Here is a 17,287-nt window from a genome sequence, read left to right as displayed (position 1 = left end):
GATGGCGTGCTTGTCGGAGGGCATCCCCGGGCACTCCCGGGGTGTGCCCAGGTACTGGTTCAGGTGCTGGTCCCGGTTCCCGTCCGGGTCCTCCTCCGGGTTCTCTTCCGGATGCGGGCCCGGGTGTTCGTCCGGGTGCTCGTCCCGGCGGTGCGCTTCGGCGTGCGCCAGGGCGAAGTGCGCGACCGCTGAACGGGTGAATTCTGGGGGCTCAGCGCGCTGTCGTACGACGTGGACCGCCTGGGGAGTTCAACGTGAGTCCGCAAGGTGCCGCGCGGAGTCTTCGCTGGCACTACATTGGTCGCAACCGGGTGGGCTTACCCACCCTCGGCAGGTCCTAACCGCGCCTAAGGAAACGAATATGACCCCGGTAACCAGCACCAGGCCGGCCGGCAAGCTCACTGACCCTCAGGAGACGCCGGAACGCCCCTCCCTCGCCGATCTCGCCGCGCTCGGCGCGGAAGAGCTCGCCTCCCGGCTCCAGCGCGCGCTCCCCGGCGCGGAATCCGGCCTCGTGCCGGTCGCTGCCTTCAACTCCTCGATCTGACCCGACCCGGACCTCCGAGCGGAACCCAGACCGAGCAGACCGAACCGAGCCGAACAGTTCCATGACGACGTCGATTCCGCTGCCGTTGACGCAGTTCGTGGTCAAGATGCACAGCAGGTGCGATCTGGCCTGCGACCACTGTTACGTCTACGAGCATGCGGACAGCAGCTGGCGCTCCCGGCCGAAGGTCATCGCGGACGGGATCATGGCCAAGGCCGCCGAGCGCATCGGTGAGCACGCGGCCGCCCACCGGCTGCCCGCCGTCCGGGTCGTCCTGCACGGGGGAGAACCCCTGCTCGCCGGCCCGGACCGCTTGCGCCGCGCCGCCGGGACGCTCCGGGCGGCACTCCCGCCCGGCTGCGTGCTCGACCTGCGCATCCACACCAACGGCGTGCTGTTGAGCCGGGACTTCTGCTCGCTGTTCGCGGAGCAGGACATCAAGGTCGGCATCTCGCTGGACGGCGACCGGGCCGCCAACGACCGCCACCGGCGGTTCGCCGACGGACGCAGCAGCCACCCGCAGGTGCTGCGGGCGGTCGCGCTGCTGAACGAGCCCGAGCACCGGCACCTGTTCGCCGGGCTGCTGTGCACGATGGACGTCGAGAACGACCCGGTGGCCGTGTACCGGGCGCTGGCCGAACTCCGCCCGCCCGCCGTCGACTTCCTGCTTCCGCACGCCACCTGGGACGATCCGCCCGCGCGCCCCGCCGGACCGGCCACCACCCCGTACGCCGACTGGCTGCTGACCGTCCACGGGCTGTGGGAAGCGGACGGACGGCCGTTCGCCGTACGGACCTTCGAGTCCGTGCACCGGACCCTGCGCGGATTCTCCAGCCTCACCGAGTCGCTCGGCCTGGAGCCCTCCGACCTGGCGGTCCTGGAGACGGACGGGACCTTCGAGCAGGCCGACAGCCTGAAGACCGCGTACGACGGCGCGCCCGTCACCGGCATGAACGTTTTCGCGCACAGCCTCGACGACCTGGCCCGCCACCCCGGCATCGCCGCCCGCCAGTCCGGCCTGGCCGGGCTGAGCGAGGCCTGCCGCGCCTGCTCCGTGGTCCGCTCCTGCGGTGGCGGGCTGTACGCCCACCGCTATCGGAGCGACGATGGAGGAGGCAGCTTCGACCATCCCTCCGTCTACTGCGGTGATCTCATGACGTTCATCAACGGCATTGCGGGGAACGGGAGTTCGACTGGCGTTCCGGTGCGGGCGGCCGAGGCCGACCGGCCCGGCGCCGAGCCGCTGCCGCCCGGCGCGCTCACCCCGTCGCAACTCGACGAGCTGGCGCGCGGATACGGGAGCGCGGAGACCATCGCCGCGCTCGGCCGCTCCCAACTCGCCCTCACCCGAGCGATGCTGGCCGCCGCCTGGGACGCCTCCGGACAGGGGCGGGCCGAGGCGTGGGCCCTGCTGGCGGAGCTCGACTCGGCGGCCCCCGCCGCCGTGGACACCGTGCTCGCCCACCCGTACGCCCGCTCCTGGGCGGCCCGCAGACTCGCCGGGGACCTGCCGGTCGGGCTCGGCCCGCTGGCCGCGCTCGCCGCGGCGGCCGCGGTGCGGGCCGGGCGGGGGGACGCGATGGCGGTGCCCGTCCGCGGCGGGTGGCTGCACCTGCCGACGCTCGGCCGGATCGCCGTACCCGACGGCGAGGCCGTGGTCACCGGGCGGGCCGACGGCTTCGAGGTGCGGGCGTCCGACGGCTCGGTGCACACCGTCCCGGACGAACCGCTGCGGCGGGTCCGGCTGGCCGGCGGCTGGACGGTCGCCCTGGAGGACACCGACCCGCTGCGCGACTGCCACGACCACCCGGTGGCGGACCGCCTGTCCGAGGGCGAACTGCTCGACTGGACGGGCGCGTTGCGCGAGGCCTGGGAGCTGCTCGGGCGGGACCTGCCCGGGTACGCGGAGGGCATCCGGGCCGGCCTGGCGACGGTCACCCCGTTGCGGCCGGGCCCGACCGGCCGGGACGTCAGCTCGGCGGCCCGACAGGCGTACGGCGCGGTCGGCATCGCCCGGCCCGCCACCGCGCCGACCCTCGCCCTGCTGCTCGCGCACGAGTTCCAGCACGTCAAGCTCGGCGCGGTGCTGGACCTGACGGACCTGTACGACCGCGCCGACACCACGCTGTACCTCGCCCCCTGGCGGCCCGACCCCCGGCCGCTCGAAGGGCTGCTCCAGGGCACGTACGCCCACCTGGCCGTCACCGAGTACTGGGGCACCCGCACCCGCGCGTACGACGGACTGCCGGGACCGGCCGCCGACCGGGCACGGGAGCAGTTCGCGCTCTGGCGGCGGTACACCGCCGAAGCCGTGGAGCGGCTGGCGTCGTCCGGGGCCCTGACCGGGACCGGCTCGCGCTTCGCCGACGGCATGCGTGCCACCGTGGCACCCTGGCTCGCCCTGCCGCTGCCCGCCGCCGCCGAGCAGGCGGCCGACCGGGTACGGCGCGAACGGGCCGGGGTCTGACCTCCCACTCCCGCCGCCCCGGGTCCTCCCTCGCCCGGGGCCATCAACCCCGGGGAAACGCCATCCTCACCGAACCCCGCGGCGGCGTCGCCGTCGCCTCCCCCGTCCATCCCCTCGTCCGCGACCTCGCCGACCTCGGGGTCCGTCCGGGCACGGTGCTGCACGTCCAGGCGTCCCTGCGCGCCCTCGGACCGGTGCCCGGAGGGGCGGCCGGTGTGGTCGAGGCCCTGCTCGAAGTCCTCGGCCCCGACGGCACCCTGGTCGCCTACACCGCCACGCCCGAGAACTCCGCCACCTCCCGCGTCCACCAGCGCGCCACCGCCGGTCTCTCCCCGGCGGCGGTGGCGGACTACCAGGCCCGGATGCCCCGCTTCGATCCGGCCACCACCCCGGCCTCGCCCTCCATGGGGGCGCTGTCGGAGGCGGTCCGCACCCACCCGGGCGCACTGCGCAGCCACCACCCGCAGACCTCCTGGGCGGCCGTGGGCCGGCTCGCCCGGGAGATCACCGGGCGCCACCCGCTGACTTCCCACCTCGGCCCGGAGTCGCCGCTCGGGCGGCTCTACGAACTGGACGCCCGGGTGCTGATGCTCGGCGTGCCGATGGGCCGGTTCACCGCCTTCCACCTGGCCGACCTGCGCATGCCCGACGTCACGGTGCGCGAGTACCGCTGCGTCGGGGCGGACGGCTGGACCACCTTCCGGGCCCCCGACCTCGACGACCTCCACTTCGACCGCCTCGGGGAGGAGGTCCTGCGCACCGCCCGCGGCATCACCACCGCCCGCATCGGCACCGCCGACTGCCGGCTCGTCCCGGTGCGGGAGGCCGTCGACCTCGCCGAGGCCGTCCTGCGCCGCGGCCGCCCCCTGAACCCCGCTCCTGGTTCCCATCCCTCAACACCTGATCCCGCCCCTCCTCCTCGCCCCGCCCGTCCCCATCGCGTGCGCGGGAAGTCGGCCCGACCGACTTCCCGCGAGACTTCGGGGGTCGGTGTTTCGGCGGCGGGGCCGGCGGGTGCGGGACGTCCGGGCGGTGCGGGGAAAGTCCAGGGGGCGGCTGTCCGTGCGGTGCTACGGTCGGGCGCCATGAGCTGGCTTCCCGATGACTTCGTCCATCCCGTCCGGGTGCCGCTGCCGGGCGGGGCCCATCACCTGCGGCCGGTCCGGGAGGCGGATGCCCCGCTCGACTACCCGGCCGTGACGGGCTCGCGCGAACGGCTGTGGATCCTCTTCGGTCCGGCCTGGGGCTGGCCCGCGGCCACCATGACCTTCGAGGCCAACCAGGCCGACCTGCTGCGGCACGAGAAGGAGATCGCCGCACACCAGTCCTTCAACTACGCGCTGCTCGACGCGGCCGAGACGGCCCTGCTCGGCTGCGTCTACATCGACCCGCCCGCGAAGGCCGGTGCGGACGGCGAGATCGCCTGGTGGGTGGTGGACGAGCTGGTGGGCAGCGAGGTCGAGCGGGCCATGGACGCCCTGGTGCCGCGGTGGATCGCCGCCGACTGGCCGTTCGAGCGGCCCCGCTTCCTCGGCCGTGAGATCTCCTGGTCGGACTGGCTCGCCCTGCCCGCGCACGCCGGCGCGTGAGCCGACCTCGTCCCCCGTGCCCCGGCCCGCGCCGGGGCACGGGGGACGAGCGTCATGGGCCCCTGAGGGCGCGGGCGCACCGGGCACGCCGGCGTGCACCCGGCGGCTACGGCCCGACTGGTTCCAGCCGGAGCCGCCGGGACGGCCAGGGGGCCGGCTCGGCGGGGCCGAACCAGACGCGGACGTCCTCGCCGGTGCGGACGGGCAGCCGGGGGAAGTCGTTCTCGGCGTGCTCGGTGCGGTGCAACGCATGGTCCGGGAGCAAGTGTTCGGTGGCGAAGGAGTCGAAGGCGCCGCCGTGGACGGTCGCCGAGGCGGCCGGGTGGCAGACGGTGGCGAGGACCTCGCGGCCGCCCGCATGCGATGTGAATCCGGGGCCGCGCAGCAGCAGGACGTCGTCGCTGTCGACCATGGTGGCGTTGGCCGCGTCGCGGTGCTCCCGCCAGACCGGGCCGCCGTAGAAGGCCTCCAGGGCGCGCCGCCGGTCGGCCATGTCGGGGAAGGCGCGCAGCCAGACGAAGCGGTCCGGATCGTCGAGGTCGCGGAAGCGGCCGCCGACGGTGATGCCGACCGCCTGCTGGCCGGTCACGAACTCGCGCTCGAACAGCTCGATCAGGGTCTCCCGGGCGCCGGGGTGCAGGGTGTACTGGCGGAGTTCGACGATGAGGTTCATGCCGTGGCCGCGCCGGTGCGGGTGAAGTCGTTCATGCGCCGCAGCGTAGGACCACTCTCCTGACACCACCTGTCAGTGGATACTGGGCGGCATGCGCGCGAGTCGGCTGGTCGCCCTGCTCCTGCTGCTCCAGAACCGGGGCCGGCTGACCGCCGAGCAGCTGGCGGGGGAGCTGGAGGTCTCCGTCCGTACGGTCTACCGGGACGTCCAGGCGCTCGCCGCCGCCGGAGTCCCGCTGTACGGCGACGCCGGGCACGCCGGCGGGTACCGGCTGGTCGACGGCTACCGGACCCGCCTCACCGGGCTGACCGCCGACGAGGCCCAGGCCGCCTTCCTCGCCGCACTCCCGGGCGCCGCCGCCGAGTTGGGCCTCGGCGAGGCGCTCACCGCCGCCCAGCTCAAACTGCGGGCGGCCCTGCCGGCGGAGCTGCGCGAGCACGCCGGGCGGATCCAGGAGCGCTTCCTGCTCGACGCGCCCGGCTGGTACGGCGCGGCGGACGAGACCCCGCACCTGGCCGCCGTCGCCGCCGCGGTGTGGGAGCGGCGGGCGGTGGTGCTGCGGTACCGGCGCTGGCGGGCGCCGGAGGAGATCGAGCGGCGGGTGGAGCCGTACGGGCTGGTGCTCAAGGCCGGGCGCTGGTACCTGGTCGCCGCCGGTCCGGGCGGGATGCGTACGTACCGGGTCGATCAGGTCGTCCGACTGCGCGAGCTGGACGAGGAGTTCGCGGTCCCGGACGGCTTCGGCCTGGGCGCGTACTGGACGGGCTACCTCGCCGACTTCCGGGCCCGGCTGCACACCGGGGAGGCGCTGGTCCGGCTCACCCCGGAGGGCGCCCGGCGCCTCGGGGTCGCCGCCGCGGACGAGGGCTGGACGGAGGCCCGGGTGCCGATCGAGTCGCTGGACCACGCGCACGGGGAGTTCCTGCGGCTGGGCGCCGACGTCGAGGTCCTGGAACCGGCCGAACTCCGTGACCGCATCGCCAGGACGGTACGGGCCCTGGCCGCCCGCTACGGGGGGTGATCCGCGGGCTCGGACAGCCGACCGCCCGGCCGGCGGGGTGCCGGTCGGGCGGGGGCGGGTCAGGCGACGAAGTGGTCGAACTCGCCGGCCTTGGCGCCGAGCACCCAGGCGTTGAACTTGATGCGGGTGGTGGTGACGACGAGGGTGGGGTCGTCGGACTGCCGGATGTAGACGTGGTCGCCCTCGGAGGCGATCTCGATCCAGTCATCCTTGTCGCTGCTGGTGCTGGACCTCTGCCAGTCGAGGTGGTCCACGAGTGCCCTCCTGGTGGTGCGTGGCGGCCGTATCGAGGGTACTGGTCCCAGTGCACGGATGGCGGCATCGTTTCGGTCATGTCAATTCGTGCGAGACGTTGTGCTATTCCATTGGGGTGTCAGTCGTTCCTACACTGAAGCCCCGCCGCACGGGGGCTGCGGGAGGCAGGTTTGCCGACGGGCCCGGGGGAGGCGCGTGTGACTGACCGGGGCTGGGACGAGGACGACGCCCGGCCGTACTTCTTCCTCTCCTACGCGCACACCCCCAAGGCCGGTGCGCGGGGCGCGAGCGACCCGAACCACTGGGTCAGGCAGTTGTACCGGGACCTCTGCGAGGCGGTGCTCCAGCTCACCACCGTCCCGGACGGGGCCGCGGTCGGCTTCATGGACGAGTCCATGCACCAGGGCGAGCTGTGGGCCGAACGGCTGTCCGACGAGTTGGCGACCTGTCGGGTGTTCGTGCCCCTGTACTCCCCGAGGTACTTCAACAGCGTTCCGTGCGGCCAGGAATGGCACGCCTTCACCCGCCGGCCGGTCTACCCGGCGAACCTCGACTCCGAGCGCACCAGCGGCATCGTCCCGGTGCTGTGGGCGCCGATGAGCCGCTACCGGCTGCCGAACGTGGCCAGTGAACTCCAGTTCAACCACGCCAGTTTCGGGCCCGAGTACGCCACCGAGGGCCTGTACGCCCTGATGAAGCTCAGCTACTTCCGCTCCTCCTACGAGCTGGCGGTGCACCGGCTGGCGGCCCGGATCGTGCAGGTCGCGGAGGAGACGGTGATCCCGGTCGGGCGGCGGCTGGGATTCAACGGCCTGCCGAGCGCGTTCAACGTCACCGCCCCGACCAAGCAGCTGCGGATCTCCGTCCTCGCCTACCACCAGAACGAGTTGCCCGCCGACCGCAGCCCCGACTACTACGGCGAGCGGCGCACCGACTGGCACCCGTACCGGCCGGTCGGCTCGCCGATCGCCCAGCACGCGGCGCGCCTCGCCCGGCAGTTGGGGTTCCAGCCGACCGTGCACGAGTTCGACGAGGAGGTCGAGTCGATCATCGGGGGCAACGCCGAGGCGCCCGGCCTGCTGCTGCTCGACCGCTGGGCGCTGCGCGACCCGCGCCGGCGCGAGCTGGTCCGGCGCTTCGACCGCTCGGACGCCACCTGGGTGAGCATCCTGGAGCCGTTCAACGGCGACGACCCGGAGTGCGCCGACCGCGCCGACGAGCTGGGCGACCTGACCGACGAGACGCTGCGCATCACCCGGCGGGCGAGCCGGCCGAGCTTCCTCGGCGCGACCGGACCGACCGGGCTGCACTCCCTGGAGGACTTCGACGACGCGCTGCCCCGGGCGGCGATGAAGGCCAAGTACGCGTTCGAGGGCCGTACCCGGGCCGAACCGGAGGAACCGCCGCCGCCCCGGCCGAGCCTGCGGGACGCGTTCCGGCGCGGCGCGGGCGGGTACGGACCGGACGGATCCCCGGCGGACCCCTTCGAGGACGACCAGGGCGACGACCGCGCCGACGGAGACGGCACCGGCCGCACCACCAGCACCACCCACCGACGTCGGGACAACGGCGACGACCCGCACCGCGAGCGCGACCCGCATCGTGAGCAGGACCCGCACCGCGAGCGCGACCCGCACCGCGAGCACGACCCGTACCGCGACGACGGCGATGAACCCGATGACGGGATGGCGCCCTTGGGAGGACGAGGACCGCGATGACTGACAACCGCACCAGGAACCTCCGTCTCGGCGGGCTCACCTCCGCCGACCTGGCCGCCCAGCGGGCGGCCGAGCGGCAGGCGGCGGAACAGGACCGCAACGGCCGGATCATCACCTTCTACTCGTACAAGGGCGGCACCGGCCGCACCATGGCGCTCGCCAACACCGCCTGGATCCTGGCCGCCAACGGCTTCCGCGTGCTCACCGTGGACTGGGACCTGGAGGCGCCCGGCCTCGCCAAGTTCTTCCACCCGTTCCTCGACCCGGCCTCGCTGGCCGGGACCACCGGGATGATGGACCTGATCGCCGAGTACCGCGAGGAGGCGCTGCGCCCGGTCGAGCACGCCGAGGGCTGGCACCTGGACTTCGCCCGGGTGCACCCGCACGCGCTCTCGCTCACCTGGCCGCACTTCCCGGACGGCGGCAGCCTGGACTTCCTCTCCGCGGGCCAGTTCAACCGGGACTACTCCGAGGCCGTCACCCACCTCGACTGGGACATCTTCTACGACCGCTTCGACGGCGGGCAGTTCTTCGACGCACTCAAGGCCGACATGGCCAAGCGCTACGACTACGTGCTGATCGACTCCCGCACCGGCCTCTCCGACATCGCCGAGATCTGCACCGTCCAGATGCCCGACGACCTGGTGGTCTGCTTCACCCTCAGCGACCAGTCCATCGACGGTGCCTCGCGGATCGCCCAGCACATCCACGACCGCTACCGCGAGCGCGGGATCCGCATCCTGCCCGTCCCGATGCGCATCGACGAGGGCGAGAAGGAGAAGGCCGACGCCGGCCGCGCCCTCGCCCGGGTCCGCTTCGACGGGCTGCCGGCCGGCTTCGACGGCGAGGAACTCGCCCAGTACTGGGGCTCGGTGGAGATCCCGTACCGGCCGTTCTACGCCTATGAGGAGATCCTCGCCACCTTCGGCGACCAGACCGGCACGCCCACCTCGATGCTGGCCGCCTGCGAGCGGCTCACCTCCATGATCACCGAGGGCCGGGCGGCCGGCCTGCCACCGGTGGACGAGGAGGTGCGGCTGCGCTTCGTGGACGCGTTCACCCGCCGCCGCCCGTCCGTGCCCGCCGACCTCTACCTCTCCTACGTCCCCGAGGACCGGATGTGGGCGGACTGGATCGAGTCCGTCCTGACCAGGGCCGGCTTCCGGGTGCTGCCGCGCGACCTCAGCGCCGGCACCGACCCGCGCGAGGAGACCGAGCGCGGCATCGACTCCGCGTACCGGACGGTCGCCGTGCTCTCGCCCGCCTACCAGCGCTCCCCGCAGGCGCGGGCGCTGTGGGAGTCGGTGGTCAGCTCCGACCCCTCCGGCACCCGGCGCCAGCTGCTGCCCGTCCGGGTCGGCGACGTGCGGCTCACCGCGCCGTTCAGCAACCGCAACCCGGTCGACCTGGTCGGCCGCGACGAGACGCAGTCGATCCAGAGCCTGCTGCGCGCGCTCGGCCGCGGCGACACCCCGCTCGACGACGCGCCCAGCGGCGGCCCGCGCTTCCCCGGCAGCAAGCCCTCGGTGTGGGACGTCCCGCCGCGCAACCCCTCCTTCACCGGCCGCTCCGCCGTCCTGGAGCAGCTGCGCAACCAGCTGCGCGGCGGCATGGCGGCCGTGCTGCCCACCCCGCAGACCCTGTACGGGCTCGGCGGCGTCGGCAAGACCCAGGTGGCGCTGGAGTACGCCCATCGCTTCATGTCCGACTACGACCTGGTCTGGTGGATCGACGCCGAGCAGACCGAGCTGGTCGCGCCGGCGCTGGCCGAACTCGCCCGCCGGCTGGGCCTGCGGGTCGGCGACTCGGTGACCGAGGCCGCCGAGGCGGCCAGGGAGGCGCTGCGGCGCGGCGTGCCCACCTCGCGCTGGCTGCTGATCTTCGACAACGCCGACGAGCCCGCCGAGATCCGCCGGTTCTTCCCCGGCGGCTCCGGCCACATCCTGGTCACCTCCCGCAACCAGGCCTGGACCGGGCACGCCGAGGCGCTGGAGGTCGACGTCTTCACCCGCGGCGAGAGCGTCGAGCACCTGTGCCGGCGCGCCCGCAGCCTCTCCCGCCCGGACGCCGACCGGGTCGCCGAGGCGGTCGGGGACCTGCCGCTGGCCGTCGAGGTGGCCGCCGCCTGGCTGGACACCACCGGCACCCCGGTGGAGACCTACGTCTCCCAGCTGCACGCCGAGGCCGCCCGCGCGCTGGCCGTCGGCCGCCCGGCCGACTACCCGACGCCGGTCGCCGCGACCTGGAACGTGTCGATCGGACGGCTGCGCCAGCAGTCCCCGGCGGCCGTCCGGCTGCTCCAGCTGTGCGCGTTCTTCGCGCCCGAGCCGATCTCGATGAACCTCTTCTACAGCGACCAGATGATCCGGGCGCTGGTGAAGTTCGACGCCGACCTCAGCGACAAGTTCATGCTGGGCAAGGTGATCCAGGCGATCGGCCGGTACGCGCTGGCCAAGGTCGACGCCGGCAGCAACAGCTTCCAGGTGCACCGGCTCGTCCAGGCGGTGATCCGGGCCGGGATGACCGCCGACGAGCAGGAGATCGCCGTCCACGAGGTGCACCGCATCCTCACCGGCGCCCGGCCCGTCCTCGGCGACACCGACGACCCGGCCAACTGGCCCGCCTTCGACGAGATCTGGCCGCACCTGTCGCCGTCCAAGGCGCACAACTGCGACGAGGCGGACACCCGCCAGCTGCTCATCGACCGGGTCCGCTACCTGTGGAAGCGCGGCGAGCTCGACCGCGCCCGCGACCTCGGCCACGCCCTGGACGTGGAGTGGACCGGCAAGCTCGGCGAGAACGACCGGCAGACCCTGCTGCTGCGCTTCCAACTCGCCAATGTGCTGCGCTCCCAGGGCAACTACGGTGAGGCGCTGGCCCTGGACGAGGACACCCTGGAGCGCCAGCGGGGCCTGCTCGGCGAGCACCACCCGTACACCCTGATGACGGCCGGCTCGCTCGGCGCCGACCGCCGGGCGCTCGGCCGGTTCCAGGCCGCGCTCGACCTCGACCGCGAAATCCTCGACCAGTTCCGCGAGTTGTTCGGCGACGACAACCCGCGCACGCTCTCCATGGCGAACAACCTGGCGATCGACTACCGGCTGGTCGGCGACAGCGAGGCGGCCCGCGAACTCGACCAGGAGACCCTCGACCGGCGCACCGCCGTCCTCGGCCCCAAGCACCCCTACACCCTGTCCACCAAGTCCAACCTGGCCCGCGACCTGCGCGAACTCGGCGACTACCGCGGCTCGGTGGACCTGCTCCAGGAGGTCACCTCCGACCTCGGCGACGTGCTCGACCCGGACCTGCCGGAGAACCTGCGCAACGCCAAGTCGCTGGCCGTCTCGCTGCGCCGGATCGGCCAGCTCGCCGAGGCCCGCCGGATCACCAAGGAGACCTACGAGCGCTACCTGGAGCGCTACGGCGCCGACGCCCCCGACGCGCTCGCCTGCGCGCTCAACCTGGCCGCCGACCACAGCGCCTCCGGCGACAAGGAGGCCGCCCGCGACCTCTGCTCCACCGTCTTCGAGGGCCACCGGCGGCTGTTCGGCGACGAGCACCCGTTCACCCTGGCCTGCGCCAACAACCTCGGCATCTACCTGCGGGGCAGCGGCGACGTCCCGGGCGCCATCGAGCGCGGCCGGCTCACCGTCGAGGGGCTGACCCGCTCGGTCGGGCCGGAGCACCCGTACACCCTCAACGCGATGATCAACCTGGCCAACGCCTACGGCGACGACGGGCAGCTGGACCGCGCCGAGCGGCTCGGCCGGGCCGCGTACCAGGGGCTGTGCGACCGCTACAGCGCCCAGCACCCGGACGCGGTGGCCTGCGAGGCCAACCTGGCGATCACCCTGCGGTCCGGCGGGCGGCACACCCAGGCGGCCGAGCTGAGGGCACGGGCGATCTCCGAGTTGATCCGACAGGTCGGCGAGGAGCACCCCAACACGGTCTCCGCGCGGGGCTGGAAGCGGATCAACCGCGACCTGGAGCCGCAGCCGGTCTGACCGGGAAGGGGGCGGGGCGCGCACCCGAACCAGGGGCGCGCAGCCGGCGAGCGGCGCGCCGCCGGACCGGGGTGCGCCGCCGGACCGGGGTGCGCCGCCGGACCGGGGGTACGCTCCCTGACCATGAGCACTCCGCCCCCGGTCCTGGTCACCCGGCGCCTCGCCCCCGGCGTCGTCGAACGGCTCACCGCGCACCACGCCGCCACCTGCCACGACTCCGACCTGGCGATGGACCGGGCCGCGCTGCTGGACGCCGTCCGCGGCCGGCGGGCCGTGATCACCACCCTGGACGACCGGGTGGACGCCGGGTTCCTCGACGCGGCCGGCCCGCGGCTGGCCGTCGTCGCCAACCACGCCGTCGGCTACCACAACGTGGACGTGGCCGCCTGCGCCGAACGCGGCGTCCTGGTCACCAACACCCCGGGCGTGCTCACCACCGCCACCGCCGACATGGCCTGGGCGCTGCTGCTGGCCGCCACCCGCCGGCTCGGCGAGGGCGAACGGCTGCTGCGCTCCGGCGCGTCCTGGGCCTGGGCGCCGAACTTCCTGCTCGGCCTGGAGCTGGCCGGCACCCCGCTGGGCGTGCTCGGCATGGGCCGGATCGGCCGGGCGGTGGCCCGCCGGGCCCGCGCCTTCGACATGCCGGTCAGCTACCACAACCGCCGCGAACTGCCGACCGGTCAGGCCGAGGGCGCCGACTGGAAGCCGCTGGAGGACCTGCTCGCCACCTCCACCGTGCTGGTCGTCACCTGCCCGTTCACCGAGGGGACCCGGCACCTGCTGGACGCCCGCCGCCTCGCCCTGCTGCCGCGCGGCGCGGTGGTGGTCAGCATGACCGCGGGCGTGGTGGACGAGGAGGCGCTGGCCGCCGCGCTGGAGTCCGGCGCGCTGTTCGCCGCCGCCGTGGACAACTTCGAGCACGAGCCGGCCGTCCCGTCCGCGCTGCTCGCCCAGGAGCGCGCGGTGCTCGCCCCGCACCTGGGCAGCGCCACCGTCCGCACCCGGCAGGCGATGGGCGGCCTGGCGGTGGACAACGTGCTGGCGGTGCTCGGCGGCTCAGCGCCCCTGACGCCGGTGGAGGTCTGAGCCCGGGCCGCCCCAGCCCGCGGCCCAGGCCAGCGCGGTGGTCATCACCCGGAACGCCCCGAAGTGCGCGGCGCCGGGCTCCAGGAACAGTTCGGCGTCCGGGATGTGGTCGGCCAGCCAGCGGGAGTGGTCGACCGGCGAGAACTGGTCGTCCGCGCCGTGCCAGAGCCAGGTCGGCACCCGGACCGACCCGACCTCGAACCCCCAGTCGGCGGTGAAGGCCAGCACGTCGTCGATCCAGCCGTCGGCGCCGTGCCGGAACGCCTCCCGGTAGTTGCTCTGGAGCATCCGCCGCAGTCCGCTGTCGGCCACCACCTCCCGGTCGGCGGCGGAGAGTTCGGTGCGCAGCCCGTTCAGCAGCCGGACCGGGTCGTCCTTGATCTGCCGGGAGCGGAACTCCATCGCGTCGGCGATCCGGCCGTGCCCGCGCTCGGCCTCCTGGTAGGCGCGGACGTTGGACGGCGTCATCCCCGCGTACCAGTCCAGGCCGGCCGCGTTGCGCGGCGCGAGGCCGACCAGCACCGCCGCCCGGCTGACCCGTCCCGGCAGCAGCGCCGCGCAGGCCAGCGCGTGCGGGCCGCCGCCGGAGCGGCCGAGCACCGCGAAGCTGTCCAGCCCGAACTCGTCCGCGATGGTCCGCACGTCCGCGGCCGCCGCGCTCACCCGGCGGCCGAACAGCCGGGTCGAGTCGCCGTAGCCCGGCCGGTCGTACGAGATCAGCCGCACGCCCAGCCGGTACAGCACGGTGCTGCGCGGGTGCGGGCCGACCCGGCTGCCGGGCATGCCGTGCAGCAGGAACACCGGACGGCCGCGCGGGTCGCCGAGGGACTCGACGGCGAGCGCGCGGTCGTCCGCCGTTTTGATCATCCGTAACGACACCTGCGGCCTCCTCAGTGCTCCGGGTCGGTTGCGTGCTCCCGGTCGGTGGTGGTGCGTACCTCCCGGCGGGCCTGCCAGGTGGTGTGCTCGCGGGAGATCGCGTCCTCGGCATCCCGGGCCAGACGGGCCCAGATCTCCTCGGCCTCCATCGACTCCAGGTCCAGCTGGGCGAGTTGGCGCTGGATCTGCGCCAGCTCCTCGGCGGCCAGGGCGTACGCGGCGGCCAGTGGCCGGTACTGGCGCAGCTGCGCCCAGGCGGCGACCGAGGCGGCCACCGCCGAGACCGTGCCCAGCGCGTCGTAGCTGAACGCGCCGAGCGCCCGCAGCAGGGCGAGCACCAGGCCGAGTGCCGGCAGCAGCACGCCCAGCACCCCGGCCCAGTGCCCGGCGCGGGCGCAGTAGCGGGCCTTGGCGCGGTACCAGTCGTGCTGCAGCTGGATCCGCTCGGCCAGGTACACCTCGCGGCGCACCGCCAGCGGCTGGCCGCGCAGGTCGTGCATGGCCGGGGTGATCTCCACTCCGGCCTCCGGGACGGCCACCGGGCTGTCCCGGAACGCGCCGAGCACCCCGGAGAGCTGGAAGCGGTACAGGCCCTCGGCGTCCGGCAGGGCGCGCGGCGGGGGCTGGTAGGCGTCGGCCCGGACGGCGTACTTCCAGGCCAGCGTCTTCACCGACTCGGCGGCGGCCCGCCCCTCGTACCAGAGGCCCTGCGGGTTCTGCCGGCTGATCACCACCGCCAGCACGATCGCGCCGAGGTAGGCGGCCGCCGCCGGCCAGGCCCAGGGCTCGCCGTCGGCCGAGCCGGTCGCCGCGGCGACCACCAGCAGGACCAGTTCCCAGGCGGAGAGCAGCACCGAGCGCCGCTGCCCGCGCAGCGACGCCGAGTCGGCGGCCCAGAAGAACTCGGGCAGCAGGTCCCGCTCACGTACCCACCCGGTCCGTCCCGCAACAGACGCCATGTTCGGCCCCCACCAGTCGCTCCGGTCGCACCGCTCTCCTGCCCCGGGGGATTCGCCGGTACGCCTGGTGACGGCCGGGGCGGCCGGATGTGGCCGGGAAGCCCCGGTGGTTGTCCGGTACTCCCCGTGTTCGGGTCGGCACCCAACGTGCGGGAGGTGGCGGGGGCGCGCACCGGCCGGCGGATGTGCGCGGGCGACCTGCCGGTGCGGCCCGGCGGAGTGCGGGCCGGTGCGCGCGGCCGGCGGGTGCGGCACGGCGGGTGCCGCTCAGTAGGTGTAGAAGACCCGCTCGGCGTTCTCGGCCATCTGCTCGGCGTTCCACTCGGTGCCGCCCGGGACGTTGCCGGAGCGGAACAGCGGCGGCGCGGGGCACTCCCCGGCGGCCGCCCGGTCGGCCAGCCGGCCGACCGCCGAGGCGACCACGGCCTGCATCAGCGCGCTGGTCACGATGGTGGAGACCGGGCCGAAGGTGGTCTCGGCGCCCGGGTGGGTCAGCTCGCCGTCGCCGACCGCGATCTTGCTGTCCAGCACCACGTCGCAGTGGTCCTTCAGGTAGGTGCCGGTCGGGTGCGCCGAGGGCACCTCCCGCGGGTACGCCAGTGAGGTCACGCCGACCACCTTGAGGCCGCGCTCCCGGGCGTAGCGGGCCAGCTCGACCGGCATCACCTGGCGGCCGGAGAGCGAGATCACGAACAGCAGGTCCCCGGCGGTCGCCGGGGTCAGGTCCAGGGTGGCGGTGGCCAGCCCGGAGACCCGCTCCAGCGCGCTGGACAGCGGCGCGGGCATCACCGTCACCCCGGCCGTCCCGGGCACGTTCAGCAGGTTCACCGGGACCAGTCCGCCGGCCCGGTAGACCACGTCCTGGGCCGGCAGTGCGGAGTGCCCGGCACCGAAGGTGAAGACCCGGCGACCCTCGGTCATCGCCTCCGCCAGCAGCGCGGCGGCGGCCTCGATGGTGTCGGCCTCCTCTTCGCGGACCCGCTGGAGGTGGGAGATCGCGGCGTCGAAGTACCGGCCGACCAGGTCGTTCATCTGCTGCCTTCGCTCTCTGCCGGTGGGGGATTCCGGCCGGGTGGGGTGGTCCGGGTGGTCCAGACCGCCGGTGGAGAAAGCTTCGGCGAGCACGGTCGCGCCCCGGTGGCATCGTTGTCAACAGGAACAAAACGGGCCTCCGGAGCCCCGGGGCGGGCCCGGTTGTCGGTCCGGTACGTCAGAATTGGCGGTGAGGACACCGAAGAACGGAGCCAGCGGCGATGTCTGGGCTGATCGACACCACTGAGATGTACCTTCGCACCATCCTGGAGCTGGAGGAGGAGGGCATCGTCCCGATGCGTGCCCGGATCGCGGAGCGCCTGGAACAGAGCGGCCCCACCGTCAGCCAGACGGTCGGCCGGATGGAGCGCGACGGGCTGCTCCAGGTCGCCGGGGACCGCCACCTCGAACTGACCGAGGAGGGCCGTCGGCTCGCGGTGCGCGTCATGCGCAAGCACCGCATCGCCGAGTGCCTGCTCGTCGACGTGATCGGCCTGGAGTGGGAGCAGGTGCACGAGGAGGCCTGCCGCTGGGAGCACGTGATGAGCGAGACGGTCGAGCGCAAGGTGCTCGCCATGCTCGGCCACCCCACCCAGTCGCCGTACGGGAACCCGATCCCGGGCCTGGACGAGCTGGGCGACACCAAGGCGGAGGGCGAGGGCTTCGACGCCGGGCTCGTCCCGCTGGACACCGTCAAGCCGGGCGAGGCCGGGGCCGACGTGGTGGTCCGCCGGATCGGCGAGCCGATCCAGACGGACAGCGCGCTGATGAGCACCCTGCGCCGGGCCGGTGTCAGGCCGGGCTCCACGGTCAAGGTGAACGCCGGCGTCGGCGGCGTGCTGGTCGGCACCGGGGACAACGCGGCGGAGCTGGGCAAGGACATCGCCCAGCACGTCTTCGTCGCCCAGGCCTGAGGCACCGGACGCGAACAGCCGAGCGGGGCCCGCGGGGCACCCGCCACCGGGCCGCCCCCCGCCCCCCAGCCCACCCCAACCACCCCCCCCCCCCCACAGCACCCCCCCGCAGAGAAAAAAAAAAAAAAAAACCCCCACACACC

General features: G+C 74.0%; 14 protein-coding genes and 1 pseudogene. 10 read left to right on the top strand and 5 right to left on the bottom strand.

Translation table 11 applies throughout. The features are described from left to right. Nucleotides 1-63: 63 nt before the first annotated feature. The 5 genes and pseudogenes from ACWGKU_RS18990 to ACWGKU_RS18970 all read left to right on the top strand — a co-directional run bounded on the left by ACWGKU_RS18990 (nt 64) and on the right by ACWGKU_RS18970 (nt 4,603). Nucleotides 64-192: a hypothetical protein gene (locus ACWGKU_RS18990; RefSeq protein ID WP_452179028.1), complete on the top strand. Its 129-nt coding sequence runs from the start codon at nt 64-66 to the stop codon at nt 190-192. 169 nt (nt 193-361) lie between these two features. After that, a complete protein-coding gene (locus ACWGKU_RS18985; protein ID WP_355268748.1) occupies nt 362-547 on the top strand; it encodes a hypothetical protein in 186 nt (61 codons plus the stop codon). 61 nt (nt 548-608) lie between these two features. After that, nucleotides 609-3,014, top strand: a complete 2,406-nt coding sequence (locus tag ACWGKU_RS18980; protein ID WP_401053479.1) for an FxsB family cyclophane-forming radical SAM/SPASM peptide maturase — start codon at nt 609-611, stop codon at nt 3,012-3,014. Nucleotides 3,015-3,169: 155 nt separating this feature from the next. Continuing rightward, nucleotides 3,170-3,853 (top strand): annotated as a pseudogene (locus ACWGKU_RS18975) (aminoglycoside N(3)-acetyltransferase); the annotation flags it as partial. Between the two features lie 246 nt (nt 3,854-4,099). Further along, nucleotides 4,100-4,603: a GNAT family N-acetyltransferase gene (locus ACWGKU_RS18970; RefSeq protein ID WP_401054310.1), complete on the top strand. Its 504-nt coding sequence runs from the start codon at nt 4,100-4,102 to the stop codon at nt 4,601-4,603. A 106-nt stretch (nt 4,604-4,709) separates the two neighbouring features. Here the strand turns inward: ACWGKU_RS18970 and ACWGKU_RS18965 are convergent, their stop codons facing one another. Then, nucleotides 4,710-5,276 carry an NIPSNAP family protein gene (locus ACWGKU_RS18965; protein ID WP_401054306.1) on the bottom strand — a complete coding sequence of 189 codons (567 nt, stop codon included), beginning with the start codon at nt 5,274-5,276 and terminating at the stop codon, nt 4,710-4,712. 91 nt (nt 5,277-5,367) lie between these two features. On the opposite strand from ACWGKU_RS18965, the gene ACWGKU_RS18960 reads away from it, so the two are divergent. Continuing rightward, on the top strand, nt 5,368-6,297 hold the full coding sequence (locus tag ACWGKU_RS18960; RefSeq protein ID WP_401054308.1) for a helix-turn-helix transcriptional regulator: 930 nt from the start codon (nt 5,368-5,370) through the stop codon (nt 6,295-6,297). Nucleotides 6,298-6,356: 59 nt separating this feature from the next. Here ACWGKU_RS18960 and ACWGKU_RS18955 read toward each other — a convergent pair whose 3' ends face one another. Then, nucleotides 6,357-6,551 (bottom strand): DUF397 domain-containing protein, encoded by a 195-nt coding sequence (locus tag ACWGKU_RS18955; RefSeq protein WP_359902156.1) that lies wholly within the window; start codon nt 6,549-6,551, stop codon nt 6,357-6,359. Nucleotides 6,552-6,749: 198 nt separating this feature from the next. Between ACWGKU_RS18955 and ACWGKU_RS18950 the strand changes: the two genes are divergently transcribed. The 3 genes from ACWGKU_RS18950 (at nt 6,750) to ACWGKU_RS18940 (ending at nt 13,360) form a co-directional block, all read left to right on the top strand. Then, the gene (locus ACWGKU_RS18950; protein WP_452179027.1) at nt 6,750-8,270 is read left to right on the top strand and encodes a TIR-like protein FxsC; all 1,521 of its coding nucleotides are present in this window, start codon (nt 6,750-6,752) and stop codon (nt 8,268-8,270) included. Continuing rightward, nucleotides 8,267-12,274: an FxSxx-COOH system tetratricopeptide repeat protein gene (gene fxsT / locus ACWGKU_RS18945; protein WP_452179026.1), complete on the top strand. Its 4,008-nt coding sequence runs from the start codon at nt 8,267-8,269 to the stop codon at nt 12,272-12,274. The genes ACWGKU_RS18950 and fxsT overlap by 4 nt, the downstream gene beginning before the upstream one ends. 123 nt (nt 12,275-12,397) lie before the next feature. Further along, nucleotides 12,398-13,360 carry a 2-hydroxyacid dehydrogenase gene (locus tag ACWGKU_RS18940; protein ID WP_401053074.1) on the top strand — a complete coding sequence of 321 codons (963 nt, stop codon included), beginning with the start codon at nt 12,398-12,400 and terminating at the stop codon, nt 13,358-13,360. On the opposite strand, the gene ACWGKU_RS18935 is transcribed toward ACWGKU_RS18940, so the two are convergent. From ACWGKU_RS18935 to ACWGKU_RS18925, 3 genes are all read right to left on the bottom strand, one after another. Beyond that, on the bottom strand, nt 13,331-14,227 hold the full coding sequence (locus ACWGKU_RS18935; RefSeq protein ID WP_359902164.1) for an alpha/beta fold hydrolase: 897 nt from the start codon (nt 14,225-14,227) through the stop codon (nt 13,331-13,333). The genes ACWGKU_RS18940 and ACWGKU_RS18935 overlap by 30 nt on opposite strands. Before the next feature lie 23 nt (nt 14,228-14,250). Then, complete coding sequence (locus tag ACWGKU_RS18930) at nt 14,251-15,198, bottom strand: DUF4231 domain-containing protein (RefSeq protein WP_452179025.1); 948 nt, start codon at nt 15,196-15,198, stop codon at nt 14,251-14,253. 267 nt (nt 15,199-15,465) lie between these two features. Then, entirely contained in the window at nt 15,466-16,230 is a 765-nt protein-coding gene (locus ACWGKU_RS18925; protein ID WP_452179032.1) for a sugar isomerase domain-containing protein, read from the bottom strand. Nucleotides 16,231-16,451: 221 nt separating this feature from the next. Here ACWGKU_RS18925 and ACWGKU_RS18920 point away from each other — a divergent pair, with 221 nt between their 5' ends. Beyond that, nucleotides 16,452-17,144: a metal-dependent transcriptional regulator gene (locus tag ACWGKU_RS18920; protein ID WP_452179024.1), complete on the top strand. Its 693-nt coding sequence runs from the start codon at nt 16,452-16,454 to the stop codon at nt 17,142-17,144. The last annotated feature ends 143 nt before the right edge of the window (nt 17,145-17,287 follow it).

The organism is Kitasatospora sp. NPDC054768 (assembly GCF_053612025.1).
The sequence above is the reverse complement of the archived record's forward strand: the minus strand, read 5'-3'. Positions and strand labels throughout refer to the sequence as shown.